Raw genomic sequence first — 25,869 nt, 5'->3', positions numbered from 1 at the left:
CTCCGCAGAATCCGCCCACCAAATAGAACGACCGTTCTATTCAGTGGCCGGACAACCCCGTCGGCCTTCCCGAGATCCACAACAACAGGGAACTCCCCGATGAAGCGCAGAGACATCCTCAAATGGTCCGCCTCGGCGGGCGGCCTGAGCCTGCTGGCGGCCAAGCCTTCGACCGCCTCGGCGGCACTGCCGGTGCTCAAGCCCACGCTGCCGCAGAAGATCGACCCGATCAGCGCCACGCTGCGGCGGCTGGAGCTGGTGGGACGGCAGGCCACCTACCTGTGGACCGAATCGCACATCAACCTGGCCGGCGTGCCGATGGGCGCGGTGGTGCCCGCCACCGAGCTGCCGGCGCTGGAACACCAGCTCAAGACGATCGCGAAGGCCGTCGAGGCCGTGACCAACTTCGCCGCGTCCTTCGCCACCAGCGCGCTGGCGTCGGGCAGCTTGCAGTCGCTCGACAACCTGCGCACGCGGCTGGCCGCACTGCAAGCCAGCTTCGACCAGCTGCTGGCCGCGAACGGCGGCCTGCTCACGCTGCCCGCGGCGGCGCTGAGCCTGCTGGGCACGCTCACCGGCACGGCGGGCGACATCGCCACGCAGCTCAAGCAGATCCACCACGACCTGCTGTCGCAAGGCCCGCTGGGCGCGTTGAACGGACCGAAGACGGTGGCGCAGTACGACGCGCTGTTCGTCACCATCGATAAGCCCGCCGTCGCGCAGCTGCTGCACGACAACGACCTCTTCGCCTACATGCGCGTGGGCGGCCCCAACCCGATGCTGATAAAGCGGGCCACCGCGCTGCCCGCCAAGTTTCCGCTCGGCGACGCGCAGTACCGCCAGGTGATGGGCGCCGACGACAGCCTCGCCGACGCGGCGGCATCGGGCCGGCTCTACCTGCTCGACTACGAAGGCTTGGGCGACATGGCGCCCACGGGCCCGGTGAGCAAGCCACTCACGGGCACGGGCTATGTCTATGCGCCGGTGGCGCTGTTCGCGCGCCCCAAGACCGGCCGTTCGCTGGTGCCGGTGGCGATCCAGTGCGGGCAGGACCCGGCGTTGAACCCCATCTTCCTGCGCGTGGACGACACCGCCAATGCCGAGGCCTACTGGGCCTGGCAGTCGGCCAAGACCGCGGTGCAGGTGGCCGACTTCAACTACCACGAGATGTTCGTGCACCTGGGCCGCACGCACCTGATGTCGGAAGCCTTCGCGATGGCCACGCAGCGCCAGTTCGCGACCGCGCATCCGCTGAGCCGGCTACTGTCGCCTCACCTGGAAGGCGCGATGTTCATCAACGAGGCGGCCACGCTGATCATCATGGCGCCGCTGACCACGGGCGACGTGATCCTCACCGCGCCTATCGAGACGCTGCAGCAGCAGTGCGGCCGCGACCGACTGGCCTACGACTTCTACGACCGCATGATGCTGCCCAACGACCTGCGCACGCGCGGCGTGGACGACACGGCGGCGCTGCCGGACTACCCCTACCGCGACGACGCACTGCTGGTGTGGAACACGATTGCGCAATGGGTTGGCGACTACGTGGCCGCCTACTACCTGGGCGACGGCGACGTGACCGGCGACTACGAGCTGCAGGCCTGGGCCACCGAACTCGCGACCAGCGGCAAGGTGCACGGCTTTCGTCCTGTCACCACGCGCGCGCAACTGGTCGACGTGCTCACGGCCATCATCTTCAACGCCAGCGCGCAGCATGCGGCGGTGAACTTCCCGCAGTACTCGGTGATGACCTATGCACCCTTCAGCGCGGGCGCCGGCGGCACGCCGGCCCCGACCTCGAACGCCGGGCAGAGCGAGGCGAGCTGGTCACAGATGCTGCCGTCGCGGCTGGGCGCGCAGGAGCAGATCCTGCTGTTCCACATCCTGGGCGGCGTGTATTACCGGCCGCTGGGCGAATACAAGGACAACGTGTTTCCCCACCTGCCGGTGCTGCTGGACCCCGCCATCTCCGGGCAGGGCGGCCCGCTGGAGCGCTTTCGCAATGCGCTCGCGGGCATCGAGAACACCATCCGCCAGCGCAACACCGCGCGCTCGCGGCCCTACGAGCACCTGCTGCCGAGCCGCATTCCGTCGAGCACCAACATCTGAGCCGCGCGGCGCTCAGCGCCGCATTGTGTCGAGCTGCGTGACGGGCGCGCTGTCGTTGCCCCACGAGCCGCGGATGTAGGTGAGCACCGCCGCCACGTCGGCCGCGTCGAGCGTCTGGCCGAACGGCGGCATGCCGTAGGGACGCGGATTGCCCGCCGTGGTGGGCAGGAAGCCGCCGTGCGCGATGACCTGCACCAGGTTGGTCGGCCGGGCCATGTTGACGGCGCGGTTGCCCGCGAGCGGCGGGTAGGCGCCGACGGCGCCCTGGCCCTGGTCGCCGTGGCAGTAGGCGCAGCGCTGGTCGTAGATCTTCGCGCCGCGCGCCATCGTGCCGGCATCGCGGCGGATGGGTGCCTTGGTGCCGGCGGGCTCCTCGGTCTTCGGCACGTCGGGCAGGTCCTTCAGGTAGCTCGCCATCGCCGTCAGGTCCGAATCGCTCAGGTACTGCGTGCTGCGGAACACCACGTCGGCCATCGGACCCATGACGGAGCCGCGCGGCGCGACACCGGTCTTGAGCAGCGCGACGACATCAGCGCTCGGCCAGTCGGCCAGGCCGGCTTCATGCGGATCGGTGAGCGACGGGGCATACCAGTTCTCGACCGCGATCAGCCCGCCCGACAGACCCAGCCTGGTGTCCGTGGCGCCCAGCGAATTGCGGCTGCCGTGGCAGGCGATGCAATGGCCCAGCCCGTCGACGAGGTAGGCGCCGCGATTCCACTCGGCCGGTTTGCCCGCATTGGCGACAAAGGCTTCGGGCTTGAACGAGAGCGCACGCCACACGGCCAGCGCGGCCTGCGTGTCGTAGGGAAAGCGCAGCCGGTGCGCACGGTTCTGCTCCGACGCGGGCTCCACGCTGCGCAGGTAGGCGTAGATCGCATCCGAATCCTCGCGCGTCACCTTGGTGAAGTTCGGATACGGAAAGGCCGGGTACAGCAGGCGCCCGTCCTTGCTGCGGCCGTTGTGCATCGCGCGCCAGAAATGCGCGCTGCTCCAGCTGCCGATACCCGTCTGTGCATCGGGCGTCAGGTTGCTCGAATAGATGGTGCCGAAGGGGGTCTCGATGGGCAGGCCGCCCGCATAGGGCCGGCCGCCGCGCGTGGTGTGGCAGCCCGCGCAATTGCCGGCCAATGCAAGGTAGCGGCCGCGCTCGACCAGTTGGGGCGTGGCGTTGAAGCTCTCGGCCCGCTCGGGCAGCGCATCTTCGCCGCGCAGGTTCATCGCCACCAGCACGCCCGAGGCCAGCGCCACCAGCACGACCAGCACCAGCGCCACCCATCCGGTGCGTCGCAGCAGGCTCATGGGTGCTTCTTTCGTCACTTCGAGGTACCGCCGCAGGCGATGGGCATGGGCGCCGGCAGCGACGCCACGGCCTTCGTGTCGGCCGGCATCGGCTGCGTCGCCAGCCAGCTCGCCACGGCATTGACGTCCGAGGTCCACATGCGGCGGCCGACTTCGGCCATGCAGTCGGGCGCGATGGCATGCCGTTCGTTGGTGAGCCACGCGCCGAGCTGCGACGCCACGTAGAGCCGCGGCAGGCCCAGCAGGCCCGGGGTGGCGGGCTGCACGCCCGTCAGGGCCGCGCCGTGGCACTGCACGCAGGCCGGGAGCCGGCGCTCGGCGTCGCCTTGCAGCGCGAGCACACGGCCGCGCTCGAGCACTTCAGGCTTGGCGTCGCTGAGCGGCGAGATCGGCGGATAAGGCAAATCGAGCCCGGCAAAGTACTCGGCGATCTCGCGCAGGTAGGCGTCGGACATGTGCTGCACCATGTACGCCATGTCGCTGTTCGAGCGGCGCCCGTCGCGAAAGCTCACGAGCTGGTTGAACAGGTAGCCGGCCGGCTTGCCCGCAAGACGCGGAAAGTAGCCGGCATTGGTGGTCGCGCCTTCGCGGCCGTGGCAGGCGATGCATGCGGCCACGCGCTGCTCGATGGTGTCGGGCACGGTGGCGGGCGTTGCGGCGCCTGCAATGCCCGCCAGGCCGGACACCAGAAGCAGCAGCGCGGTCGCGGCGAACCGAAGGCGGCTCCTCATGTGCTGGCTGCGAAGTGCGCCAGGGCCACCAGCCCGGCGATCAGCAGCAGCACCAGGACCAGCGCCACGCCGATCAGCGGCAGGATGCCGATCTGCGCGGTCCGCTTGTCGGCATCGGCGCGACGGCCGCCCAGCCCGATGAAACTCCAGAGAACGGCGCGCACCGCGCCCAGCAGATTCGACATGAGGCCGAGTGTGGCCCCGGCGGCCAAAAAAGAACAGATGCAGATTCGCTTCAAATGACCGGTGCAGATACAGTGCTGCCGCATGAACGAAAGAAGTGGGATGCGCTCAGCGAGCGGGCAATGCGAACACTCGGCCGCCTGATCGCCGAAGCGTCCTGAACAGCAGGAACGAAGCGATGCTCACGTTCACCAGGTTCCAGCCGATGCCGTTGATGAATGCCGCGTGGTAGCTGCCCGTGAGGTCGAATACCTTGCCCGACATCCAGCCGCCCAGCGCCATGCCGAACAGCGTGAACATCAGCACCGTGCCCACGCGCGCGCCCGCTTCCGCCGGCGGAAAGTGCTCGCGCACGATGATCGCGTAGGAAGGCACGATGCCGCCCTGGAACAGCCCGAACAGCGCGGAGATCACATAGAGCGGCACCAGCCCGTCGAAGGGCAGGAACAGCAGCAGCGCCACGCACTGCAGCACGCCGCCCAGCAGCAAGGTGCGCAGCCCGCCGATGCGGTCGCAGATGACGCCCGACACCAGCCGGCTCACGATGCCGAAGCCCAGCATCAGCGACAGCATCATCGCGCCCTGTGCCGGCCCGTAGCCGAGGTCGCCGCAGTAGGCCACGATGTGCACCTGCGGCATCGCCATTGCCACGCAGCAGGCCACGCCGGCCACGCACAGCAGGCCTTGCGCCGCGCCCATGCTCAGGCCGAAGGGCCGCGTCAGGTCGCGCGCGGGCGCGGCACTCGACGCGGCGGCCTTGGCTGGTGCCTGCGCAAGGGCCGGTGGCCGCGCACGGAAGCACAGGGCCAGCAGCGCCATCGTCACGCCGCAGAAGACACCCATGCCGATATAGGTCTGGCGCCAGCCCACCAGCTCGACGAAGTGCTGCGCGATCGGCGGCCACACCGCGCCCGCCAGGTAGTTGCCGCTCGCGCACACCGCCACCGCGATGCCGCGCCGCTTGACGAACCACAGCGAGGTGTCGGCCACCAGCGGCGCGAACGCCACCGAGCTGCCGAGCAGCCCCACCAGCAGCGCCTGCGCGATGGTGAACGAGACGATGCCGCCCGACAGGCCCGTGGCGATGTACCCCGCGGCCAGGAACGCCGAGCCGAACAGCAGCGGCCACATCACGCCCACGCGGTCGGCCAGCTTGCCCATCAGCACGCCGCCGAGGCCGAAGCCCAGCATCAGCAAGGTGTAGGGCAGCGAAGCATCGGCGCGCGCGATGCCGAACTCGGCCTGCACCGCCGGCAGCATCACCGACACCACGTACATGCCGCTGCTGCCGACCGTCATGATCAGCAGCGTGAGGGCCAGACGCAGCATGGCGTAGCGCGAATCCGCCTGGTGGGCGGTTGTCTCGTGTGTCGTCGTCATTGTTTTTCTCCGCGCCGGGAAGGGCCGGCGCATGTCGTATGGCATTCTCGCGGAAGACAGCCGCCGACGCGGTGCCTGCTGTCCTCGCGGCACACCACACTCATCACCCAAGAAGAACACTCATGACCATCCAGCGCACCGGCCACCGCTATCGCGACGTCGAGACGGGCAAGACTCTCGACGTCTGGTTTCCCCGGCATGCCACCTTCAACAACAGGCGCTGCCTTGCCGAGAAAGTCGGCCTGATCGCTGGCGACACCGTCGAGGTGCGCATCGAGTCGCTCGACGCTCCGCCGCTGTCCACCGAGGATGCCTATCTGCGACTGCACCTTTTGTCCGAACTGGCGGTGCGGCCGAACGAGATCAACCTCGACGGCCTCTTCGGCCTGCTGCAGAACGTGGCATGGACTTCGGCGGGCCCGGTGCTGCCGTCAAAGGTCGACGAACTGCGGCATCTGGTGGCGGCCGAGTACCACCACCTCACGGTGCCTTCGATCGACAAGTTTCCGCGCATGAGCGACTACGTCGTGCCGACGGGCGTGCGCATCGCCGACGCCGACCGCGTGCGGCTGGGCGCACATCTCTCGCCGGGCACCACCGTCATGCACGAGGGCTTCGTGAACTTCAACGCGGGCACGCTGGGCGAATCGATGGTCGAGGGGCGCGTCACGCCAGGCGTGACGGTCGGCAAGAACTCCGACATCGGCGCGGGCGCGTCGATCATGGGCACGCTCTCGGGCGGTGGCAAGACGAAGAACGCCATCGGCGAGCGCAGCCTGCTGGGCGCCAACGCAGGCATCGGCATTTCGCTGGGCGACGAATGCATCGTCGAGGCGGGCCTGTACGTGACCGCGGGAACCAAGGTCAAGCTGCCGGACGGCAGCGTTGTGTCCGCCCGCACGCTGTCGGGAAAGTCAGGGCTGCTCTATCGCAGGAACAGCCAGAGCGGCGCCGTCGAGGTGCTGGAGACCAACGCGCAGCGCTGGGGCGGGCTGAACACCACGCTGCACAGCAACGACTGACGACGCGCGCGAGAGTCAGCCCTCGGCCAGCACGGGCACCGCAAGACTCACCGCAGCCTTCGGCACCGGCACACCGGGCTTAGGCTTGTCGTCGCAGGCGCCGACCAGCAGGCCCAGACAGAACAGAAGAACAAAGGATGTGCTTCGCATGCAGGCATGCTATGCCTGCGCTGCGGCGCGTCAAGTCGGACGCCGCCTCGTGCCGGGGCGGCGCCGCTTCCGTCAGGCCGTGGGGCGTTCGCCGCGCTGCAGCCGCTGTTCGATGTCCTCGAGCACCTTCGGCAGGTCGGCCACGCTGTCGATCACGTAGTGCGCACCGGCGGCTTCGAGTTCGGCGGTGGCGCGCGCGCGGCGCTCCTGCTGCTGCGCTTCGTCGAGCGCCTGCCACTCGGCCAGCGTGAGGCCGTTGACGTTGCCGCTGACGGCCACGCCCACGGCCCAGGTGCCCGCGTTCAGGCCCTCCTGCAGGCCGACGCCGGTGTCGTCGACCTTCACCACCGTATGCGGCGGCCACACGCCGAGGTCGGCGAAGCAGCGGTACATCATGAGCGGCGACGGGCGGCCTTCGGCGAGGTCGCCGCCGCACACCAGGTTGTCGGGCGAATAGCCGCCGGCGGCGGCGATGGGCACGACCACTTCCATGATCGGGCGGTTGTAGCCGGTGGTGGAGCCGATCTTCAGGCCGCGCTGGCGCAGCACCCCGACGGCTTCGAGCGCACCCGGAATGAAATCGGCATGGTCGCGCACGCTGGCCGCGTTCATCGGCGTGAACACCTCGTACAGCTTGTCGGCATCGGCGTCGCTGAACGCATGGCCGTGCTTGGCTTCCCACTGGGCGGCGATGCGCGGCAGCGTGCCGAGCGCCTTGATGTGGTCCCACTTGGCCACCCCCATCGGGCCGCGCGCCTCGGCGATGGTGATTTCCACGCCGAACTGCTCGAACAGCTTCACGAAGGCGCCCATCGGTGCGCAGGAACCGAAGTCTAGGATGGTGCCGGCCCAATCGAAGACGACGGCTTGGAGCTGGGAGTGGTTGTGGGCGTTCATGGCTGCAAGAATAGAAAGAATGGGAACGAAGGCGAGCGCGCAGTGCGCATCACCACTTCTCGAAGACGTCGTGCGCAATGCCGAAGCCGGTGCTGGCGCCGCTGCCGCTGGTGACGATCACCACGCGCGTGGCGTCGTCGGGTGCGTCGATCACGCAGGGCGTGGTCTTGGACGACGGGTACACGCCGGTCCAGCGCTCGGTGACCTGCGCGGCCTCCAGGTTGAGGGTGCTTCGCAGGTGGCGCAGGATGAGCTGGTCGACCTCTTCCATGGCGAAGGGCTCCGGGGCGTCGCCATAGTGATGCGAATCGCCGACCACCAGCGAGCCGTCGGCGCTCTGCACCACGATCAGGTGGATGCCGTGTTCGAGCGAGGCGGCTTCTTCCTGCTGCAGGCGGGCGCGCAACGCGGCCGCCTCGGGCAGCGTGCTGTAGCCCTCGTAGCGCACCAGGCTCAGGTCCATCATGACCGAGCCCGGCAACTGGAAGCCTGCTTCGGGCTTCACGCGCAGCATCTGCAGGCGGCACAGCGTGAGTTCGTGCGCGGCGATGCGGTCGGCAAAAAGGCCATGCAGATCGGTGTTGGTGCAGACCGCCACGCGCTCGGCATGCAGCGTGCCGCGCGAGGTGCGCACGCGCGGCGTCTCGACCTCGAGCACGGCTTCGCCGAAGCGGAAGACCACGCCGTGCGCTTCCGCCAGCCACTTGGCGAGCAGGCCGATGGCGGTGCGCGATTCGACACGCAGCTCGTGCGGGCTGAACAGCACCGAGCGTGCATCCGACAGGTTCAGCGCCGGTGCCTTGGCCTGCGCGTCCGCGGCGTCGAGCAGTTCGCAGGCTTCGCCCATGGGCGTGCGCATGAAGGCTTCGAGCACGTCGTGCGCCTCGGGCCGGTAGGCCGCGAGCCAGAGATTGCGGTGCACGATGTCGATGCCCGCATAGGGCGCGATGCGCTGCCACACGTCGCGCGCGTGCATTGCCCGGCGCCAGGTGTCGCCCGGCGCCTGTCCGGTGATGGTGATGAAGCCGAAGTTGCGGATCGAAGCGCCGATGCAGGCCGCGTCGCGCTCCACGACGCAGACCTTGAGGCCGCGCTGCGCGGCGGTGTAGGCATGAGCCAGGCCGACGATGCCGGCGCCGACCACGATGAGATCGAAATGTTCAGGGTGATGAGCTTGGGTGCCGGTCATTACCGGTGTCTCCAGTTTTGGGTGCGCTTGAGCGTCCAGTGCCCCGCCAGCGCGAACACCCCGCGGCCGATGGCGGCCGTGAGCATGATCAGCGAGGCCATGGCCGCGGCGGGCGCGACGTCGCCGGCGTCGTCCATGTTGAGCACGGCGACGGCCGCGAGCGAGGTCTGCGGCGAATAGAGGAACACGACGGCCGACACGGTCGTCATCGCATTGACGAAGAAATAGCCGCCCACGTTGAGCACCGTGGGCAGCGCCACCGGCAGGTGCACCCGCCACAGCGTGCGCCAGAACGGCACGCCCATCGACTCCGACACCAGCTCGTACTCCCGGTCGAGCTGGCGCAGCGCGGTGAGCGAGGTCAGGTGCGCCACCGAGAAGAAGTGCGCCACGGTGCACACCACCAGGATGGTCATGCTGCCGTAGATGGCGCGCAGCGGGTTCGACGGGGAGATGAAGAAGAAGATGTAGCCCACGCCCAGCACCAGCCCGGGCACCGCCAGCGGCAGGTTGGCCAGCAGGTTGAGCAGCTCGCGCAGCAGGCCGAAGTGGCGCGGCTTCTCGACCAGGTAGGCCGAGACGAAGGTGAGGAACGCGCCCGCCACGGCGGCGCACACGGCCAGCCGCAGCGAATTGAAGTAGCTGCCCCAGCCGCCGCCGTCCATGTTGCTGAAGTCGTAGTTCTTGAACGACGGCGCCAGGTTGTAGGGCCAGTAGCTGGCGAGCGATGCGAACACCGCCATGCCGATCATCACGAGGATCGCCCCGGCCGTGAGCGCGCAGAACACGAGCAGCGCACGGTCGCGCGACTTCACCGGCTCGGGTTGGTAGGGCGTGGCGCGCGCCGACAACGCGGCTGCCTGCTTGCTGCGCACGCGCCGCTCGACCAGGAAGGACAGCACAGCCGGAATCAGCAGCACCAGGCCGACCACCGCGCCCATCTGGAAATTCTGCTGCCCGACCACCTGCTTGTAGATGTCGGTCGCGAGCACGCCGGTCTGGCCGCCCACCACCTTCGGCACGCCGAAATCGGTGATGACCAGCACGAACACCACCATCGCGGCCACGATGAGGCCGTAGCGCGAGGACGGCAGCGTCACCGTGCGGAAGATGCGCCAGCGCGAGGCGCCCAGCGTCTGCGCGGCTTCGTAGAGCCGGCCGTCGGAGGTGGCCATGGCCGTGGTGAGGATCAGCAGCGCATGCGGCAGCGTCCAGAACACCGAGCCCAGCACGATGCCCAGCGGCCCGTAGATCGACACATCGCCCATCAGCCCCTTGAACAGGCCCTGGTTGCCGAACAGGTAGACCAGGCTGATGGCCGGCAGCAGCGACGGCGCCAGGAGCGGCACCAGCGCCACCGCGCGCAGCACGCCCTTGGCCGGCATGCACGACAGCGTGAGGCCGTAGGCGTACACGTAGGCGATGGCGGTGCAGATCACGGCGCTCAGGGCCGCGAGCCCCAGGCTGTTGAACGCCGACTGCACCAGCGCCGGGTTGTCGAGATAGCGCGCGAAGTTGGCAAGGCCGACGAAGGCCCCCGCGCGGTCGAAGAAGCTCTGGCCGACCAGCGCGCCGACCGGCAGCGCGACGATCACGACCAGCAGCAGCACGACCAGCAAAACGGCCGCGCCGGTGATCCAGCGTTCGCGATCGAACGCGCTGCTGCGCGCCATCGCCACCGGCGGAACGGCGACGGCGCTCGGAAGACTGCTCATGCTCAATGCGCCAGAACGGACAGCGCGTTCAGGGGAAGCTGGATGTGCACCATGCTGCTGGGCACCAGCGGCTCGTCGCCACCGCCGCGCGCGTCGGCGGGCAGCTCGGCTTCGATCTCGATGCCCAGCGGCTCGCAGGCCAGGCGGGCCGAGGTGCGGTTGCCGAAGAATTCGGTGTCGAGCAGGCGTGCGGCGAAGCTGTTGGCGCCGAGTTCGGTGCCGTAGCGCTTCACGACCACATGCTCGGGGCGGATGCCCACGGTGGCCTGCGAACCGACGCTCAGGTTGCCGGGCGCGCAGAACAGTTCGCTGTCGCGCACGCGCACCTTGCCGTCGGCCAGCACCGTGGCCGGCAGCATGTTCATGCGGCCGACGAAGCCGGCCACGAAGCGGGTGCGCGGCTGGCGGTACAGCTCGTCGGGCGTGCCGGCCTGCTCGATGCGGCCGTTGTGCATCAGCACCACGCGGTCGGCCATCGACAGGGCTTCTTCCTGGTCGTGCGTGACCATGATGGTGACGATGCCCAGGCGCTTCTGCAACGCGCGGATCTCGCTGCGCAGGCTGGCGCGCACCTGCGCGTCGAGCGCGGAGAGCGGCTCGTCGAGCAGCAGCAGGCGCGGGTTGGGCGCCAGTGCGCGCGCCAATGCGACGCGCTGCTGCTGGCCGCCCGAGAGCTGCACCGGGTATTTGTCGGCATGCGCGGCCAGCCCGACGAGGTCGAGCATTTCGCGCGAGCGCTTGGCCATTTCGCGGGCGAGCGCGCCGGTGGGATGGAGGCCGTAGGCAATGTTCTGCGCGGCCGTGAGATTGGGGAACAGCGCATACGACTGGAACACCACCCCGAAGCCGCGCGCCGCGGGCGGCAGGCCCGCGATGTCCTGGCCGCCGAGCAGGATCTGGCCGCTGTCGGCACGCTCGATGCCGCAGACGATGCGCAGCAGCGTGGTCTTGCCGCAGCCCGAAGGGCCGAGCAGGCACACGAACTCGCCGGGCTCGATGTCGAGATCGATGCCGTCGAGCACGCGTGTGGCGCCAAAGGACTTGCCGATGCCGCGAAGGGAAAGAAAGCTGCTGCTCGTCATGGCCGGATACCGCTTGGGCGTTGGATCAGAGGGGTTTCTTTTCCGACTTGGACTCGTAGCGCTTGGACCACTCCGTCAGGATGCGGTCGCGGTTGGCGGCAGCCCAGGTGAAGTCGTTCTTGGCGAGCAGCTTCTCGACGTCGCCCGGCACGAACTCGAGCTTTTCCTGCACGCCCGGCAGCGCGAGCACGGCGAAGTTCTTGGCATACAGCTCGTTGGCCTGCTTGGTGACGGCCCAGTCGGCGAGCGCCTTGGCGGCTTCCTGCTTCTTGCTGGTCTTGATGATGCCGGTGGCTTCCATGTCCCAGCCGAGGCCTTCCTTCGGCAGCACGATGTCGATCGGCGCGCCTTCGCGCTTGGTCTTGTTGGCGCGGTATTCGAAGGACATGCCCAGCGCGAACTCGCCGGCGCCGGCCTGGCGGCAGGGCTTGCTGCCCGACTGGCTGTAGATGCCGATGTTCTGGTGCAGCGCGTCCATGTACTTCCACGCCTTTTCTTCACCCATCATCTGAATCCAGCCCGAGACCATCAGGTAGCCCGTGCCCGACGCGGCGGGGTTGGGCATGGTGATCTGGCCCTTGTAGACCGGGTTGGTCAGGTCGGCCCAGCTGGTGGGCTTGGGCAGGTTCTTCTTGGTGGCTTCGGCCGTGTTGAAGCAGATGGCCGACGACCACACGTCCATGCCGACCCACTTGGGCGGGTTGGCCGGGTCACGCATGTTGGCCTTGATGGCGTCCAGGCCCTTGGGCGCATAGGGCTGGAGCATGCCTTCCTTGTCGAGCAGCATCAGCGAGGTGGCGGCCAGGCCCCACACCACGTCGGCCTGCGGGTTGGCCTTTTCGGCCAGCAGCTTGGCGGTGACGATGCCGGTGGAGTCGCGCACGAACTTCAGCTCGATGCTCGGGTTCTCCTTTTCGAATGCGGCCTTGTAGGCCTGCACCTGGTCGGCTTCGAGCGCGGTGTAGACCAGCAGCTCGGTGCGGCCCTGGGCCGATGCGGCAAAGGCCAGCGAGAACAGGACGGCCGGCACGATGGCACGGCGGAGTTGACGATGCAGCATGGTGGAGATTCCCCAAGTGGAAAAAGAAATGACGCAATGCGGGACACGCATGGACAGGAAACTGAAAGTACGCAAATCCTGTCCAGCGACGAATGCGGCGATGCTGGCAGCGGCATATGACAGGGATTTGTCAGACGCCTCAAAAACACACAAATACCCAAAATAGCGCCGTCATCCGCGTGTCACCACGCTGCCGCAGACTCCGCGCGCTGTCACCCGCGCCTTCGCCTCGCCCTCCGTTTCACTTTCATGACACTCGACCTCGCCGAGATCGCTCGCCTGTTCGCCGAACGGGGTGGGGTCGCCTATGCGGGCGAGCCGGTGACGCAGCTCGAACATGCGCTGCAATGCGCCTGGCTGGCGGAACAGGCCGGCGCGAGCGACTCCCTGGTGACGGCGGCCTTGCTGCACGACCTCGGCCACCTGCTGATCGCCGAGCACCAGACGCTATCGCACTCTCCTACAGAACTCGGCATCGACGACCGCCACCAGTACATCGCCCTGCCCCTGCTGCGCGGCGCCTTCGATGTCGAGGTGCGCGAACCCATCCGGCTGCACGTGGACGCCAAGCGCTACCTGTGCGCGACGCGGCCCGACTATTTCTCGAAGCTCTCGCCCGACTCGGTGCGCAGCCTCGCGCTGCAGGGCGGCGTCATGGACGCCGACGCGGCGCAGCGCTTTGCCGAGCATCGCTGGTCCGACGACGCGGTGCGCCTGCGCTTGTGGGACGAAGAAGCGAAGGCAGAGGGCCTGAAGACGCCGCCGCTGGCGCACTTCCTGGCGACGGCCGCGCGGGTGATGCTGCGCTGAGTACTTTTCGAGGCGCCGGGCGCGGATTCAGTCCCGCCTAAGAAACCTATGTTTTCCTCATGACGAGCGGCGCGCAGGCGCCTGAGAGGAAAACCGAATGTCTTCATCCCCATCCATCACGGCGCGCGCAGGCTCGTTCGTCCAGGTCCTGCGCCGGGTCTTCAAGCTTGCGGCGCCCTACTTCCAGTCCGAAGAGAAGTGGCGCGCTCGCGCGATGCTGCTGACCATCGTTGCGCTCAACCTGTTCTACGTGTACGTGGCCGTGCTCGGCAACGAGTGGTACGGCCGCTTCTACGACGCGCTGCAGAACAAGAACGCGGTGGTCTTCTGGCACGAGGTGGGCGTGTTCGGCTGGATCGCCTTCGCCAACATCGCGGTGCAGGTGCTCAAGTTCTACGTGACCCAGCTGCTGCAGCTGCGCTGGCGTACCTGGATGACGCGCAGCTACCTGTCGCGCTGGATGGCCAACCGCACCTTCTATCACCTGGAACTGGCGCGCTACGCCGGCAAGGACGGGCATACGCCGGACAACCCGGACCAGCGCATCCAGGAAGACATGCAGATCTTCACCAGCGCCACGATGTCGCTCTCGATGGGCCTGCTGAACGCCGTGGTCACGCTCATGAGCTTCATCGGGCTGCTCTGGGCGCTGTCGGGCAATTTCTCGTTCACCTTCCACGGCGTCACGCACCAGATCGTCGGCGCGATGGTCTGGGTGGCGCTGGGCTATTCCGTGCTGGGCACCGTCATCACGCATTTCGTCGGTCGCCCGCTGATCGGCCTGAACTTCAGGCAGCAGCGCTTCGAGGCCGATTTCCGGCATCACCTGGTGCGGGTGCGCGAATACAGCGAGGCCATTGCGCTGGACCACGGCGAAAAGGTCGAGCGCGACCAGCTCGACCTGCGCTTCAGCAACGTGCTGCGCAACTACCTGCAGCTGATCAAGCAGCAGAAGAACCTGGTCACGTTCACTTCGTTCTTCGGGCAGGCGGCCGTGATCTTTCCGTTCCTGGTGGCGGGGCAGCAGTATTTTGGCGGCGCGTTCCAGCTGGGCCACCTGATGCAGATCGGCTCGGCCTTCGGGAAGGTGCAGGAATCGCTGAGCTGGTTCGTCGACAACTACGACAGCGTGGCCGTGTGGCGCGCCACCACCGACCGTCTCACCAGCTTCGACGACAGCATGACCGCCCATGCCACACAGGACGACGCACTGCAACGCGCCCCTGCGGCGGTGCTGCACAGCGATGACCTCGGCGTCGCGCTGCCCGACGGCACGCCGCTGCTCGCCGGCGCCGCGCTGGCGGTGAAGCCCGGCGACAGCGTGCTGCTGCAGGGCCCTTCGGGCAGCGGCAAGTCGACGCTGTTCCGCTCGTTCGCGGGCATCTGGCCGTTCTCCAAGGGCCGGCTGCAGGTGCCCGACAACGTCGCCTTCATGCCGCAGCGCCCCTACGTGCCGGACGGCAAGCTGCGCGATGCGCTGACCTATCCCAATCCGGCCACCAACTTCAACGACGACCAGTTGCGCCAGGCCCTGAACGACGCCCTGCTGCCCGACCTGGTGAACCGCCTCGACGAGAGCGACGCCTGGAGCCAGAAGCTGTCGGGCGGCGAGCAGCAGCGGCTGGCCATCGCCCGCGTGCTGCTGAAGAAACCGGCGTGGCTGTTCGCCGACGAGATCACCAGCGCGCTGGACGCGCAGGCCGAGAGCGTGCTGTACAAGCGCCTGGCAGCCACGGTGCAGGCGGCCGGCGGCGCGATGGTGTCGATTGCGCACCGCGCGGCCGTGGGCGACTTCCACAACCAGCGCTGGACGATGGTGCCCGAGGCGGAAGGTGCGGCCACCGGCGGCGGCCCGCGCTACCGGCTCAACACGGCGGCCATTCAGCCGGCAGCGGCGTAGCGCTCCCAGCCCTTCTTGCGCAGGTCGCAGGCGGGGCATTCGCCGCAGCCGTAGCCCCAGGCCTGGCGGTGGGTGCGGTCGCCGAGGTAGCAGGTGTGGGTTTCCTCCACGATCAGGTCGACCAGCGACTCGCCGCCCAGGCGGTGCGCCATCTGCCAGGTTTCGGCCTTGTCGATCCACATGAGCGGCGTCTCTATGACGAGGCGGCGCTCCAGCCCGAGCGACAGCGCGAGCTGCATGGCCTTCATGGTGTCGTCGCGGCAGTCGGGGTAGCCCGAGAAGTCGGTCTCGCAGACCCCGGTAACGATCACCTGCAGCCCGCGCCGGTAGGCCAGCGCGCCGGCCAGCGTGAGGAACAGCAGGTTGCGCCCCGGCACGAAGGTGTTGGGCAGGCCGTCCGCCTGCATCGCGAAGGCGACCTCCTCGGTCAGCGAGGAGCCGCCGAGCTGCGCCAGCGCCGCGAGCGTGAGCACGTGGTCTTCACCCAGGCGGGGTGCCCAGTCGGGAAAGCGCTCGCGCATCTTCGCGAGGATGGTGCCGCGCACGTCGAGTTCGACACGATGGCGCTGGCCGTAGTCGAAGCCCAGGGTTTCGACGCGCTGGTACTTGGAGAGCGCATCGGCGAGGCAGGTGGTCGAATCCTGGCCGCCGGAAAACAGGACGAGGGCGGTGGTGTGCAGGGGCATGTCGGTCAACGGCGGGCCGTTGTAGTCCAAAAGCGCAATTTTCGCAGGCCGCGCCACGCCCGCGGATACGATGCCTCGAATGAGCACTAAACACTTGGTTGCATGGGCCGCCACCTTCGTGGTGCTGCTGGTGATCGACATGATCTGGCTGGGCGTCGTCGCCAAGGGCATGTACCAGGAGGGCATGGGCGACCTGATGTCGCCGAACCCGCGGCTGGCCTTCGCGGGTGCGTTCTATCTGATCTACCCGATCGGCCTGCTGCTCTTTGCCATCGTTCCCGGCGTCGAAGCGCAGAGCGTGCTGCGCGCCGCCGTGCTGGGCGCGCTGTTCGGCATGTTCTGCTACGGCACCTACGACCTGACCAACCTGGCGGTGATCCGCAACTGGCCGCTGGCCCTGTCGTTCATCGACATCGTGTGGGGGGCGCTGGTGAGCGGGGTGGCGGCGGCTGCGGGCGCGGTGGCGTGGCGGTGGATGGCTGCGCACTGAGCAACAGCCACACCCGCTAGCAGGCGGGCATGACACGCCGAAGTCTACCGGCGTGTTTCTTTCTTGAAATGCGCTGAACTTTCTCGGCGGATGTGCATCGTCACCGCCGAGTCATTTGACATCTTTAGATTTCACCTCCGGAACATCTGCGCACCAGGCGCATTACTCAAACAACCCCTCCGGAGGGAGTCGCATGACCCAACGCTTCATTGCCCCAGCGCTGCTGGGCGCTTCGCTATTGCTGTCCGCCTGCGGCGGCAGCAACCACGGCCCCCAACTGCTGCCGTTTCTTCCGCCGCAACAGCCCGCCGCACAGCCCCAGAAGAACGTGCTGTTCTTCCTGGGCGACGGCATGGGCATCACCACCATGACCGCCGCGCGCATCTACAAGGTCGGCGAAGACGGCGACCTGACCATGGACACGCTGCCCGAGACGGCCTTCGTCCACACCTATTCGAACGATGCCCAGGTCACCGACAGCGCGCCGTCGATGTCGGCCTACATGACCGGCGTCAAGATGAACAACGAAGTCATCTCGATGAGCCCCGAGACCAAGGCCACCGACGCCTCGGGCAAGGCCTACCACGTCAACTACGACAGCACCTGCCCTTCGGGCAACGGCCAGGCCGTCGAGACGCTGCTGGAGCAAAGCAAGGCCAAGGGCTACGCGACCGGCGTGGTGACCACCACGCGCATCACGCACGCCACGCCCGCCGCCACGTATTCGCACGTGTGCCACCGCGACGCCGAGAACACCATCGCCGCGGCGCTGGTGCCGGGCGGCGCGGGCTACAACGGCAAGCTGGGCGATGGCATCGACGTGTTCTTCGGCGGTGGCACGGACTACTTCCTTTCCAAGGAAGCGGGCGGCAAGCGCAACGACAAGCGCGACCTCACGGCCGAGCTGAAGGCGGCCAAGTACAGCTACGCCACCAGCAAGACCGAATTCGACAAGCTGCCCGTCGACGGCACCACCAAGATCGCCGGCCTCTTCACCAAGAGCCACATGGCCTATGACCTGGACCGCGACGCCACCAAGGAGCCGAGCCTGGCCGAAATGACCGGCAAGGCCATCGACGCCCTGGCCGCGCGCAAGAAGGGCTTCTTCCTGATGGTGGAAGGCGGCCGCATCGACCATGCGCTGCACGCCACCAACGCCCGCCGTGCCCTGCAGGACACCGCAGCCTTCGACGACGCCATCAAGCTCGCGCTCGACAAGATGCAAGCCATCGACCCGGGCCTGAAGAACACGCTGGTGGTGGTCACGGCCGACCACGACCACACGCTGCAGCTCAACGGCTATGCCGCGCGCACCGGCAAGACCGAGCCGGGCAAGCCGGGCGTGCTGGGCCTGGTGAAGGACTACGTCGACAACAGCAAGACCAGCAAGGACGTCGACGGCAACCCGTACACCATCATCGGTTTCGGCAACGGCCCGGTTCGTTTGCCCACGCGTGGCGCCATCGACAGCACCGCACTGGAAAACAAGGACTACAGGCAGGAAGCAGTGGTTCCCATGGACCCCAGCAGCGACTCCGAAACCCACGGCGGAGCCGACGTGTTCCTCGGCGCGCAAGGCCTGGGCGCCGACAACTTCTCCGGCGTCATCACCAACACCGACGTGTTCGGCCTGATCAAGAAGGCGGTCGGCCTGTGAGGGGCAACCAGCGCTCATCGACGAACACAAACATGAACACGACCATGAATCGCATCACCCGCAAAACCCGCCTGGCCGCCGCCCTCTTCTGCGCCGCCGCCGGCACCCTGGCCGGCAACGCGCACGCCGCCGGCGAAGCCAAGAACGTCATCTTCTTCCTCGGCGACGGCATGGGCCCGGTCACCGTGACCGCCGCTCGCATCTACAAGGGCGAGAAGCAACTGGCCGCCAAGCCCGGCTCGCTGGTGAGCCCGGAGCGCGCCAACCTCGTCATGCAGTCGCTGCCCTACGCAGCGCGCGTGAAGACCTATTCGCTCGACGGCCAGACCACGGACAGCGCGCCTTCGATGGCCGCCTACATGACCGGCGTCAAGATGCGCAACGAAGTGATCTCGATGTCGAGCGACACCGTTGCCTACGACAGCGCCGGCAAGCAATACATCAGCGGCGAGAACACCACCTGCCCGCCGACCAACGGCAAGGCCGCCGACACACTGCTCGAACTCGCCAAGGCCAAGGGCCGTGCCGTGGGCGCAGTGTCGACCACGCGCGTCGGCCATGCCACGCCGGCCACCACCTATGCGCACATCTGCAACCGCAACGGCTACAACACCATTGCGGAGCAAAGCGTGCCGGGCCATGCCAACTACAACCTCAAGCTGCTCGACGGCATCGACGTGCTGATGGGTGGCGGCCAGCGCAACTACCTGCCGCTGCCTGGAAACGCGAGCAGCAAGCGCACGGACGGCGTGGACCTCGTGGCCGCGATGCAGGCCAAGGGCTACGCCTATGTCGACACCGGCACCAAGCTCAAGGCCGTCGACACGGCCTCGACGGGCAAGTTGCTGGGCCTGTTCTCGCAGAGCGAAATGGCCTACGAACTGGACCGCGTCAAGCAGAACATCGACCAGCCCAGCCTGTCGGACATGACGGAGAAGGCGCTTGGCGTGCTCAGCAAGAACGACAAGGGTTTCTTCCTGATGGTCGAAGGCGGCCGCATCGACCACGCGCTGCACGGCACCAATGCCAAGCGCGCGCTGGAAGACACGCTGGCATTCGACGCGGCCATCCAGACCGCGCTCGACTACATGAACAAGAAGGACCCGGGCCTGAAGAACACGCTGGTGGTGGTCACGGCCGACCATGACCACGCGATCGCCTTCAACGGCTATCCGAAGATCGGCAACCCGATCCTCGGCCTGGTCAATGGCTATGCCGACGGCAAGCCCACGAAGGCAGCGGATGGCAAGCCGTACACCACGCTGGTGTTCGGCAACGGCGGACGGCCCAATGCAACCGCCGGCAGCGACGTCAACGCGGAAGACGGGAACAAGAAGTGGATCGCTCCCACGCGCGCCAAGGGCGCTGAGCGCGACGATCAGACGGCCATGGACACCACCGACGACAACTTCCTGCAGGAAGTCGGCATCAACCTGGGTTCGCCTGGCGCGGAAACCCACGGCGGCGGCGACGTGATGCTGTTCGCCGGCGGCGCCGGTTCGAAGATCTTCAAGGGCACCATGGAAAACACCAAGGTGTTCAACAAGGTCAAGGAAGCGGCTGGCCTGTGACGGCATCCGTGACACTCAAGACGCTGCTGACGGCAACGGCCCTGGCGGCCTTGCCGCTGGCAGCCAGCGCCGCGGGCGATGCCGCGGCGCCGGACCAGAACCTGCGCATCCAGCATCACATGATGTCGATCGGCAAGGACGGCGTGCAACGCGAGAGCCGCTATGCTGACCTGATGTTCCGCCGTGCCGGCTCAATCTGGGTCGAGCGCGAGCTGCCGCCCGCGCTGCGTGAAGACCACGACCACGAAGCCCGTGAAGGCAAGGTGCACATCGGCCACGCGCACGCGGACAACACGGCCGCCCCGCTGTGGGTGCGTCGCGATGCCGCGGGCAAGGTGCAAGTGGGCATGGTGCTGCGCGAGCAGCGCAAGCTGATCGACATCGACGCCGCCAACTACGGCAACGTCGGCTACAGCGGTTCGTGGGCCAACTCGTACTGGCTGGTCGATCCCGCGAGCTTCTCGCGCATGAAGGACCTGGGCACGGCCGGCAAGGGCGTGCAACGCTACGAATTGCAGCAGGGCGAAGGCACGCTGCGCATCGATTGGGACACGGCTGGCCGATATGCCCGCAAGATCGAGCAGCGCAATGCACGCGGCACTTCGATCAACGTGATGACCGCCTCGGTCATCCCGGCGCCGAAGACGCTTCCGTGGAAGGCCACCGAGGCCTACGAGCGCGGCGACTACTCGGACCTGCTGGACTGACCGGGTTCAATCCAGCTTGCGCGGTATTCCCCGCATGGCCCCGAGCCCCTGAAAAGGCTGCGGGGCTTTTTCTTTGGTGCTCAGAGAAAGCGCTCAAGCAACTTGCGAGAAGCCCGGTCCAGCGTCTTCACATCGGGAATACGGAACTGCACGCCATGCGCGCTGGCAATGAGCAGCGCGCCGCCTTCGAGCCGGCGGATGTCTTCTTCTGCCTTGAGCACGAAAGTGGTGTCGCCGCGGTCGGTGCTGATGGTCCAGGTGCTGGGCACGCCGAAGCTCGACACACCGTGCAGGCGCAGCAGCGTGGGTGCGAAGTCGCGCACCGCGAGTTCTTCCTGGAGCAGTGCCTTGGCCTGCGGCGGCAGTTGATCGACGCTGTCGATCCAGACCAGTTCGCGGCCTTCACCGCCAACAAGCGACACGCCGTGGCCGGGGGCGCTCAGCGGAAAGGCCCGCACGGGCACGATGCCTACATGGCGCTCGCCTTGCGCGTCGGTCAGCACGAGACGGCCCAAGGCATCGCGCTCGAGTTCGAAAGATGGCGTGGTGTTGTTCTCGGTCATGCGTCCCCCGCCGGATGGGCTGCGTGGGCAATGGGCAAAGGCGCCTGCGCGCTGGCACGTTCGTCGGCCGCGCCTTCGCTCGCGTCGTCGTCGCCCTGGCGCAGTTGCGCCTGGTAGAGCCGCCAGTAGGCACCCTGCTTCGCCATCAGGGCGTCGTGTGGCCCGACCTCGACCACTTCGCCGCGGTCCATGACCACGAGCCGGTCGGCCTTGCGCAGCGTCGATAGCCGGTGCGCAATGGCGATGGTGGTGCGGCCCTGCACGAGGTTGTCCAGCGCCTTCTGGATTTCCTTCTCGGTCTCGGTGTCCACCGCCGAGGTGGCCTCGTCGAGGATCAGGATGCGCGGATCGATCAGCAGCGCGCGCGCGATGCTGATGCGCTGGCGCTCGCCGCCCGACAGGCCCTGGCCGCGTTCGCCCACCAGCGAGTCGTAGCCGTGCTGCAGCCGCAGGATGAAGTCGTGCGCATGCGCGGCGCGCGCGGCGGCCACGATCTCTTCGCGCGTGGCATCGGGCTTGCCGTAGGCAATGTTCTGCGCAATGGTGCCGAAGAACAGGAACGGCTCCTGCAGCACCAGCCCCACGTGGCGGCGGTAGTCGGCCACGGCGAAGCGGCGGATGTCGGTGCCGTCGACCTTGATGGCGCCGTCGGTCACGTCGTAGAAGCGGCAGATCAGGTTGACCAGCGTGCTCTTGCCAGAGCCGCTGTGGCCCACCAGGCCGATCATCTCGCCTGGCTCGATCACCAGGTCGAGATCGTGGATCACGGCGCGCGAGCCGTAGCGGAAGCCCAGCCCGCTCATCTCGATGCGGCCCTGCACGCGCTCCACCTTCACCGGGTTGGCCGGCTCGGGCACGTTGCTCACGTGGTCGAGGATGTCGAAGATGCGCTTGGCGCCGGCCGCCGCCTTCTGCGTGACCGAGACGATGCGGCTCATCGAGTCGAGCCGGGTGTAGAAGCGGCCGATGTAGGCAATGAAGGCGGTGAGCACACCCACGGTGATGCTGCCGCGCGCCACCTGCCAGATGCCGAAAGCCCAGACCACGAGCAGGCCGATTTCGGTGAGCAGCGACACGGTCGGCGTGAACAGCGACCAGGTGCGGTTGAGCTTGTCATTGACCTGCAGGTTGTAGGCATTGGCGACACGGAAGCGCTCGGCTTCGCGGCGCTCCTGCGCGAAGGCCTTGACCACGCGGATGCCGGGGATGGTGTCGGCCAGCACGTTGGTCACCTCGGACCAGACGCGGTCGATCTTCTCGAAGCCGGTGCGCAGGCGGTCGCGCACCACGTGAATCATCCAGGCAATGAAGGGCAACGGCACCAGCGTGACCACCGCCAGCAACGGGTTGATGGAGATCAGGATGACCGCAGTCATCACGATCATCAGCACGTCGTTGGCGAAGTCGAGCGCATGCAACGAGAGGAAAACATTGATGCGGTCGGTTTCCGAGCCGATGCGCGCCATCAGGTCGCCGGTGCGCTTGCCGCCGAAATAGTCGAGCGGCAGGGTCAGCAGATGCTCGTATGTGGTGGTGCGCAGGTCGGCGCCGATGCGTTCGGACACCAGCGCCAGCAAATAGGTGCGCGCCCAGCCCAGCCCCCAGCCGACCAGCGCCGCGACCAGCAGGCCGCCGAGGTACAGGCCGACGCGCATGGTGTCGATCTTCTGTCCGTTCTGGAACGGGATCAGTATGTCGTCCATCAGCGGGATGGTCAGGTACGGCGGCACCAAGGTGGCGGCGGTGGAGATCAGGGTCAGTACAAACCCCAGGATCAACTGCTTGCGGTACGGCTTGGCGAAACGGCCGAGTCGTAACAAAACCCAGGTCGAGGGCGGGGACTGGCGTTCGGCGTCGGCGCCGGCCAGGTCGTCGCCATCCGCCGCCTCGATGACTTCGGGTGTCGCCTTGGAGACACCCGCCATGCGCTGGCCGAAAAGCTTGAGCAGGCGCAGTGCCGCCACCTGGTGGGCCAGGGTGTAGCGCCAGCGGCCCAAACGGCCCGCGGAGCCCGTCAAATCAAGGGTTCCGACGCCGGAATGGTCGGACAAGCGAAGCGCCAGGGAGGCGTCCGTCAGTGGCCACTCATGCCATTCGCCACCCGGCTCGAGGGCGATCAGCCGCCGGTCAGTGAGGGCGACTAGGCCGGAAGCGAAGCGAAGTTGGTCGTCGAGGTCAACCGACAGTATTACCAGAACGTTTTCCGCGACTGCGAGCCGGTTTTTCAGCGCGTCTGAAGCCGCCTCTGTTTCGCCCTCCCGGGTGCCGACTGGATCGTGATGTTGCATTGTGTTTCTTTGACTCTTGCCCGTCGCGGGCCGCATGGACCGCGTCATGGCGCCCTTTGTCGGGCGCCGATTCTGACCGATTGCCATGGGCGCGCTTGAAGGCGCCGCGGTGCTCGGCCAAAGCACATCGAACGTTTGCATGACCCGTTTCGACGACATCCAATTGCTGCGCATCAATTATTTGCGCGGTCCCAATCTCTGGACCTACCGTCCGGTGCTCGAAGTCTGGCTCGATCTGGGCCAACTGGAAGACTACCCCTCCAACAAGATAGACGGCTTCACCGACCGTCTGACCGGGCTGCTGCCGGCGCTCATCGAGCACCACTGCGGCGTCGGCGAGCGCGGCGGCTTCATCCAGCGCCTCACCGAAGGCACCTGGTCGGGCCACGTGCTCGAGCACGTCGTCATCGAGCTGCTGAACCTGGCCGGCATGCCCACGGGCTTCGGGCAAACCCGCAGTACCTCCGAACACGGCGTGTACCGCATGGTGTTCCGCGCGCGTGACGAGCAGGTCGCCCGCGTGGCGCTGGCCGAAGGCCACCGCCTGCTGATGGCCGCCATCAACAACGACCCGTTCACCGCCGCCGACGTGCAGAAGGCCGTCGACGCGGTCAAGGCCAAGGTCGAAGACTGCTACCTCGGCCCGAGCACCGCCGCCATCGTGGCCGCCGCCACCGACCGCGGCATTCCCCACATGCGCCTGAATAGCGGCAACCTGGTGCAACTGGGCTACGGCGCCAACCAGCAACGCATCTGGACCGCCGAGACCGACTACACCAGCGCCATCGGCGAATCGATCGCCAGCGACAAGGAACTGACCAAGTCCCTGCTCGCGAGCTGCGGCGTCCCCGTGCCCGAAGGCCAGGTGGTCGCCGATGCCGAAGAAGCCTGGGAAGCCGCCGAGGACATCGGTCTGCCGGTGGTCGTGAAGCCATCCGACGCCAACCACGGCCGCGGCGTGTCGCTCGAACTGACGACCCGTGAAGAAGTCATGGCCGCCTTCGCGGTCGCCGAGCCCGAGGGCAGCGACGTGATGGTCGAGCGCTTCATCCGCGGCCACGAGCACCGCCTGCTGGTGGTGGGCGGCGAAGTGGTGGCCGCCGCGCGCGGCGAGATCATCACCGTGACCGGCGACGGCCAGGCTTCGGTGCGCGAACTGATCGAGAAGCAGCTCAACAGCGATCCGCGCCGCGGCGCCGAGGAAGAGTTCCCGCTCGACGTGATCGTCATCGACACCGACGCCAAGCTGCAGCTCGAACTCAAGCGCCAGGACCTGGACGCCGACGCCGTGCCGGCCGCCGGCCGCGTGGTCACCATTCAGCGCAACGGCAACATGGCCAACGACTGCACCGACCAGGTCCACCCCGAAGTCGCGCACGCCGCCGTGCTGGCCGCGCGCGTGGTGGGCCTCGACATTGCCGGCATCGACCTCGTGGCGCTGGATATTTCCAAGCCGCTGGGCTCGCAGCGCGGCGCCATCGTCGAAGTCAACGCCGGCCCCGGCCTGCTGATGCACCTGAAGCCGGCCGTCGGTTCGCCGCGCCCGGTGGGCCGCGCCATCTGCGACCACCTGTTCCCCAACGACGCACCGGGCCGCATTCCCGTGGTCGGCGTGGCCGGCTCGCGCGACACCGCCGTGCTGGCGCGCCTGGTGGCGTGGCTGGTCGGCCTGGGCGGACGCCACACCGGCCTCGCTTGCCGCGACGGCCTGTTCCTCGAGCGCCGCCGCGTCGACGCACGCGACAGCGCCAACTGGGACGCCGGCCACCGCCTGCTCGTGAACCGCGCCGTGCAGGCCGTGGTGATCGAGAACGGCGCCGAAACAATCCTGCGCGACGGCCTCCCCTACGACCGCTGCGAAGTCGGCATCGTCACCGACCTCGACGGCTGTGAAGCCCTGGCCGACTACGACATCACCGAGAGCGACCAGATGGTCAAGGTGCTGCGCACGCAGGTGGACGTGGTGCTGTCCGAAGGCACCGCCGTGCTGAACGCGGCCGACGCGCGCGTGGCCGGCCTCGCGCCGCTGTGCGACGGCGCCGTCATCCTCTACGCGGCCGACCCGCAGGCCGCCGCGCTCACCGCGCATCAGGGCGCCGGTGGCAAGGCCGTGCTGGTGCGGCAAGACCGCGTGGTGCTGGCCAACGGCAACAGCGAGTCTTTCCTGCCCGGCCTCGGCCGGCTGACCGTGTGGCGCGCCACCCATGCCGGGGTGAGCCTCGAAAGCCTGCTGGCCGCCGTGGCCGCGGCCTGGGCCATGGGCATTCCGCTGAACCTGATCGGCGCCGGCGTCGAGGCCTTCGAGGCCGACCTGCAGGCAGCGCTCGCATCGCTGCAGCTGTCGCAGACCCAACCCCTCCAACCCCAGCTGGCCTGAATC

Annotated in this window: 22 protein-coding genes; 9 read left to right on the top strand and 13 right to left on the bottom strand. The window is 67.6% G+C overall.

Features of this window, described 5'->3' with window-relative positions:
* Window positions 1–99 precede the first annotated feature (99 nt).
* Window positions 100–2,109 carry a lipoxygenase family protein gene (locus L3V85_RS08310; protein WP_237678844.1) on the top strand — a complete coding sequence of 670 codons (2,010 nt, stop codon included), beginning with the start codon at window positions 100–102 and terminating at the stop codon, window positions 2,107–2,109.
* A gap of 12 nt (window positions 2,110–2,121) precedes the next feature.
* Here L3V85_RS08310 and L3V85_RS08305 read toward each other — a convergent pair whose 3' ends face one another.
* From L3V85_RS08305 to L3V85_RS08290, 4 genes are all read right to left on the bottom strand, one after another.
* Window positions 2,122–3,408 (bottom strand): c-type cytochrome, encoded by a 1,287-nt coding sequence (locus L3V85_RS08305; RefSeq protein WP_237678843.1) that lies wholly within the window; start codon window positions 3,406–3,408, stop codon window positions 2,122–2,124.
* 14 nt (window positions 3,409–3,422) lie between these two features.
* Entirely contained in the window at window positions 3,423–4,139 is a 717-nt protein-coding gene (locus L3V85_RS08300; RefSeq protein WP_237678842.1) for a c-type cytochrome, read from the bottom strand.
* Complete coding sequence (locus L3V85_RS08295; protein WP_237678841.1) at window positions 4,136–4,324, bottom strand: DUF2970 domain-containing protein; 189 nt, start codon at window positions 4,322–4,324, stop codon at window positions 4,136–4,138. Before L3V85_RS08295 ends, L3V85_RS08300 begins: the two co-directional genes overlap by 4 nt.
* A 106-nt stretch (window positions 4,325–4,430) precedes the next feature.
* Window positions 4,431–5,702: an MFS transporter gene (locus L3V85_RS08290; RefSeq protein ID WP_237678840.1), complete on the bottom strand. Its 1,272-nt coding sequence runs from the start codon at window positions 5,700–5,702 to the stop codon at window positions 4,431–4,433.
* A 122-nt stretch (window positions 5,703–5,824) separates the two neighbouring features.
* On the opposite strand from L3V85_RS08290, the gene L3V85_RS08285 reads away from it, so the two are divergent.
* Complete coding sequence (locus L3V85_RS08285; RefSeq protein ID WP_272934779.1) at window positions 5,825–6,724, top strand: DapH/DapD/GlmU-related protein; 900 nt, start codon at window positions 5,825–5,827, stop codon at window positions 6,722–6,724.
* A gap of 15 nt (window positions 6,725–6,739) precedes the next feature.
* Here the strand turns inward: L3V85_RS08285 and L3V85_RS37315 are convergent, their stop codons facing one another.
* The 6 genes from L3V85_RS37315 to L3V85_RS08260 all read right to left on the bottom strand — a co-directional run bounded on the left by L3V85_RS37315 (window position 6,740) and on the right by L3V85_RS08260 (window position 12,817).
* Window positions 6,740–6,874 (bottom strand): hypothetical protein, encoded by a 135-nt coding sequence (locus L3V85_RS37315; RefSeq protein WP_272934778.1) that lies wholly within the window; start codon window positions 6,872–6,874, stop codon window positions 6,740–6,742.
* A gap of 72 nt (window positions 6,875–6,946) precedes the next feature.
* The gene (gene phnX / locus L3V85_RS08280; RefSeq protein ID WP_237678839.1) at window positions 6,947–7,771 is read right to left on the bottom strand and encodes a phosphonoacetaldehyde hydrolase; all 825 of its coding nucleotides are present in this window, start codon (window positions 7,769–7,771) and stop codon (window positions 6,947–6,949) included.
* Window positions 7,772–7,820: 49 nt separating this feature from the next.
* Window positions 7,821–8,960 (bottom strand): TIGR03364 family FAD-dependent oxidoreductase, encoded by a 1,140-nt coding sequence (locus L3V85_RS08275; RefSeq protein ID WP_237678838.1) that lies wholly within the window; start codon window positions 8,958–8,960, stop codon window positions 7,821–7,823.
* Complete coding sequence (locus tag L3V85_RS08270) at window positions 8,960–10,675, bottom strand: putative 2-aminoethylphosphonate ABC transporter permease subunit (protein WP_237678837.1); 1,716 nt, start codon at window positions 10,673–10,675, stop codon at window positions 8,960–8,962. Before L3V85_RS08270 ends, L3V85_RS08275 begins: the two co-directional genes overlap by 1 nt.
* Before the next feature lie 2 nt (window positions 10,676–10,677).
* Window positions 10,678–11,757 (bottom strand): ABC transporter ATP-binding protein, encoded by a 1,080-nt coding sequence (locus tag L3V85_RS08265; protein WP_237678836.1) that lies wholly within the window; start codon window positions 11,755–11,757, stop codon window positions 10,678–10,680.
* Between the two features lie 25 nt (window positions 11,758–11,782).
* Window positions 11,783–12,817: a putative 2-aminoethylphosphonate ABC transporter substrate-binding protein gene (locus tag L3V85_RS08260; RefSeq protein WP_237678835.1), complete on the bottom strand. Its 1,035-nt coding sequence runs from the start codon at window positions 12,815–12,817 to the stop codon at window positions 11,783–11,785.
* 249 nt (window positions 12,818–13,066) lie between these two features.
* Between L3V85_RS08260 and L3V85_RS08255 the strand changes: the two genes are divergently transcribed.
* Together L3V85_RS08255 and L3V85_RS08250 are read left to right on the top strand one after the other, a co-directional pair.
* Complete coding sequence (locus tag L3V85_RS08255; protein ID WP_237678834.1) at window positions 13,067–13,627, top strand: phosphonate degradation HD-domain oxygenase; 561 nt, start codon at window positions 13,067–13,069, stop codon at window positions 13,625–13,627.
* Between the two features lie 97 nt (window positions 13,628–13,724).
* Window positions 13,725–15,527, top strand: a complete 1,803-nt coding sequence (locus tag L3V85_RS08250; protein ID WP_237678833.1) for an ABC transporter ATP-binding protein/permease — start codon at window positions 13,725–13,727, stop codon at window positions 15,525–15,527.
* Here the strand turns inward: L3V85_RS08250 and queC are convergent.
* On the bottom strand, window positions 15,509–16,213 hold the full coding sequence (queC, locus tag L3V85_RS08245; protein ID WP_237680525.1) for a 7-cyano-7-deazaguanine synthase QueC: 705 nt from the start codon (window positions 16,211–16,213) through the stop codon (window positions 15,509–15,511). The genes L3V85_RS08250 and queC overlap by 19 nt on opposite strands.
* Window positions 16,214–16,292: 79 nt before the next feature.
* On the opposite strand from queC, the gene L3V85_RS08240 reads away from it, so the two are divergent.
* From L3V85_RS08240 to L3V85_RS08225, 4 genes are all read left to right on the top strand, one after another.
* On the top strand, window positions 16,293–16,703 hold the full coding sequence (locus tag L3V85_RS08240; RefSeq protein ID WP_237678832.1) for a DUF2177 family protein: 411 nt from the start codon (window positions 16,293–16,295) through the stop codon (window positions 16,701–16,703).
* 193 nt (window positions 16,704–16,896) lie between these two features.
* Window positions 16,897–18,360 (top strand): alkaline phosphatase, encoded by a 1,464-nt coding sequence (locus L3V85_RS08235; protein ID WP_237678831.1) that lies wholly within the window; start codon window positions 16,897–16,899, stop codon window positions 18,358–18,360.
* Between the two features lie 32 nt (window positions 18,361–18,392).
* Entirely contained in the window at window positions 18,393–19,931 is a 1,539-nt protein-coding gene (locus L3V85_RS08230; RefSeq protein WP_414080197.1) for an alkaline phosphatase, read from the top strand.
* Complete coding sequence (locus L3V85_RS08225) at window positions 19,928–20,638, top strand: hypothetical protein (RefSeq protein ID WP_237678829.1); 711 nt, start codon at window positions 19,928–19,930, stop codon at window positions 20,636–20,638. The genes L3V85_RS08230 and L3V85_RS08225 overlap by 4 nt, the downstream gene beginning before the upstream one ends.
* A gap of 80 nt (window positions 20,639–20,718) precedes the next feature.
* Here L3V85_RS08225 and L3V85_RS08220 read toward each other — a convergent pair whose 3' ends face one another.
* Together L3V85_RS08220 and L3V85_RS08215 are read right to left on the bottom strand one after the other, a co-directional pair.
* Window positions 20,719–21,201, bottom strand: coding sequence for a DUF1854 domain-containing protein (locus L3V85_RS08220; RefSeq protein ID WP_237678828.1), 483 nt, complete (start codon window positions 21,199–21,201; stop codon window positions 20,719–20,721).
* Entirely contained in the window at window positions 21,198–23,489 is a 2,292-nt protein-coding gene (locus L3V85_RS08215; protein ID WP_237678827.1) for an ABC transporter ATP-binding protein, read from the bottom strand. The genes L3V85_RS08220 and L3V85_RS08215 overlap by 4 nt, the downstream gene beginning before the upstream one ends.
* A 139-nt stretch (window positions 23,490–23,628) precedes the next feature.
* Here L3V85_RS08215 and cphA point away from each other — a divergent pair, with 139 nt between their 5' ends.
* The gene (gene cphA, locus L3V85_RS08210; protein WP_414080196.1) at window positions 23,629–25,866 is read left to right on the top strand and encodes a cyanophycin synthetase; all 2,238 of its coding nucleotides are present in this window, start codon (window positions 23,629–23,631) and stop codon (window positions 25,864–25,866) included.
* Window positions 25,867–25,869: the final 3 nt, after the last annotated feature.

The sequence above is a fragment of the Variovorax paradoxus genome (assembly GCF_022009635.1).
Lineage (GTDB): Bacteria > Pseudomonadota > Gammaproteobacteria > Burkholderiales > Burkholderiaceae_C > Variovorax.
The sequence above is the reverse complement of the archived record's forward strand: the minus strand, read 5'-3'. Positions and strand labels throughout refer to the sequence as shown.

Coding starts and splice junctions, on each gene's coding strand:
- L3V85_RS08260 (WP_237678835.1), bottom strand. CDS start 12,817: ATGCTGCATCGTCAACTCCGCCGTGCCATCGTGCCGGCCGTCCTGTTC.
- L3V85_RS08215 (WP_237678827.1), bottom strand. CDS start 23,489: ATGCAACATCACGATCCAGTCGGCACCCGGGAGGGCGAAACAGAGGCG.
- L3V85_RS08300 (WP_237678842.1), bottom strand. CDS start 4,139: ATGAGGAGCCGCCTTCGGTTCGCCGCGACCGCGCTGCTGCTTCTGGTG.
- L3V85_RS08285 (WP_272934779.1), top strand. CDS start 5,825: ATGACCATCCAGCGCACCGGCCACCGCTATCGCGACGTCGAGACGGGC.
- L3V85_RS08305 (WP_237678843.1), bottom strand. CDS start 3,408: ATGAGCCTGCTGCGACGCACCGGATGGGTGGCGCTGGTGCTGGTCGTG.
- L3V85_RS08250 (WP_237678833.1), top strand. CDS start 13,725: ATGTCTTCATCCCCATCCATCACGGCGCGCGCAGGCTCGTTCGTCCAG.
- L3V85_RS08295 (WP_237678841.1), bottom strand. CDS start 4,324: ATGTCGAATCTGCTGGGCGCGGTGCGCGCCGTTCTCTGGAGTTTCATC.
- L3V85_RS37315 (WP_272934778.1), bottom strand. CDS start 6,874: ATGCGAAGCACATCCTTTGTTCTTCTGTTCTGTCTGGGCCTGCTGGTC.
- L3V85_RS08270 (WP_237678837.1), bottom strand. CDS start 10,675: ATGAGCAGTCTTCCGAGCGCCGTCGCCGTTCCGCCGGTGGCGATGGCG.
- L3V85_RS08255 (WP_237678834.1), top strand. CDS start 13,067: ATGACACTCGACCTCGCCGAGATCGCTCGCCTGTTCGCCGAACGGGGT.
- cphA (WP_414080196.1), top strand. CDS start 23,629: ATGACCCGTTTCGACGACATCCAATTGCTGCGCATCAATTATTTGCGC.
- L3V85_RS08290 (WP_237678840.1), bottom strand. CDS start 5,702: ATGACGACGACACACGAGACAACCGCCCACCAGGCGGATTCGCGCTAC.
- L3V85_RS08240 (WP_237678832.1), top strand. CDS start 16,293: ATGAGCACTAAACACTTGGTTGCATGGGCCGCCACCTTCGTGGTGCTG.
- queC (WP_237680525.1), bottom strand. CDS start 16,213: ATGCCCCTGCACACCACCGCCCTCGTCCTGTTTTCCGGCGGCCAGGAT.
- L3V85_RS08220 (WP_237678828.1), bottom strand. CDS start 21,201: ATGACCGAGAACAACACCACGCCATCTTTCGAACTCGAGCGCGATGCC.
- L3V85_RS08265 (WP_237678836.1), bottom strand. CDS start 11,757: ATGACGAGCAGCAGCTTTCTTTCCCTTCGCGGCATCGGCAAGTCCTTT.
- L3V85_RS08230 (WP_414080197.1), top strand. CDS start 18,393: ATGAACACGACCATGAATCGCATCACCCGCAAAACCCGCCTGGCCGCC.
- phnX (WP_237678839.1), bottom strand. CDS start 7,771: ATGAACGCCCACAACCACTCCCAGCTCCAAGCCGTCGTCTTCGATTGG.
- L3V85_RS08310 (WP_237678844.1), top strand. CDS start 100: ATGAAGCGCAGAGACATCCTCAAATGGTCCGCCTCGGCGGGCGGCCTG.
- L3V85_RS08235 (WP_237678831.1), top strand. CDS start 16,897: ATGACCCAACGCTTCATTGCCCCAGCGCTGCTGGGCGCTTCGCTATTG.
- L3V85_RS08275 (WP_237678838.1), bottom strand. CDS start 8,960: ATGACCGGCACCCAAGCTCATCACCCTGAACATTTCGATCTCATCGTG.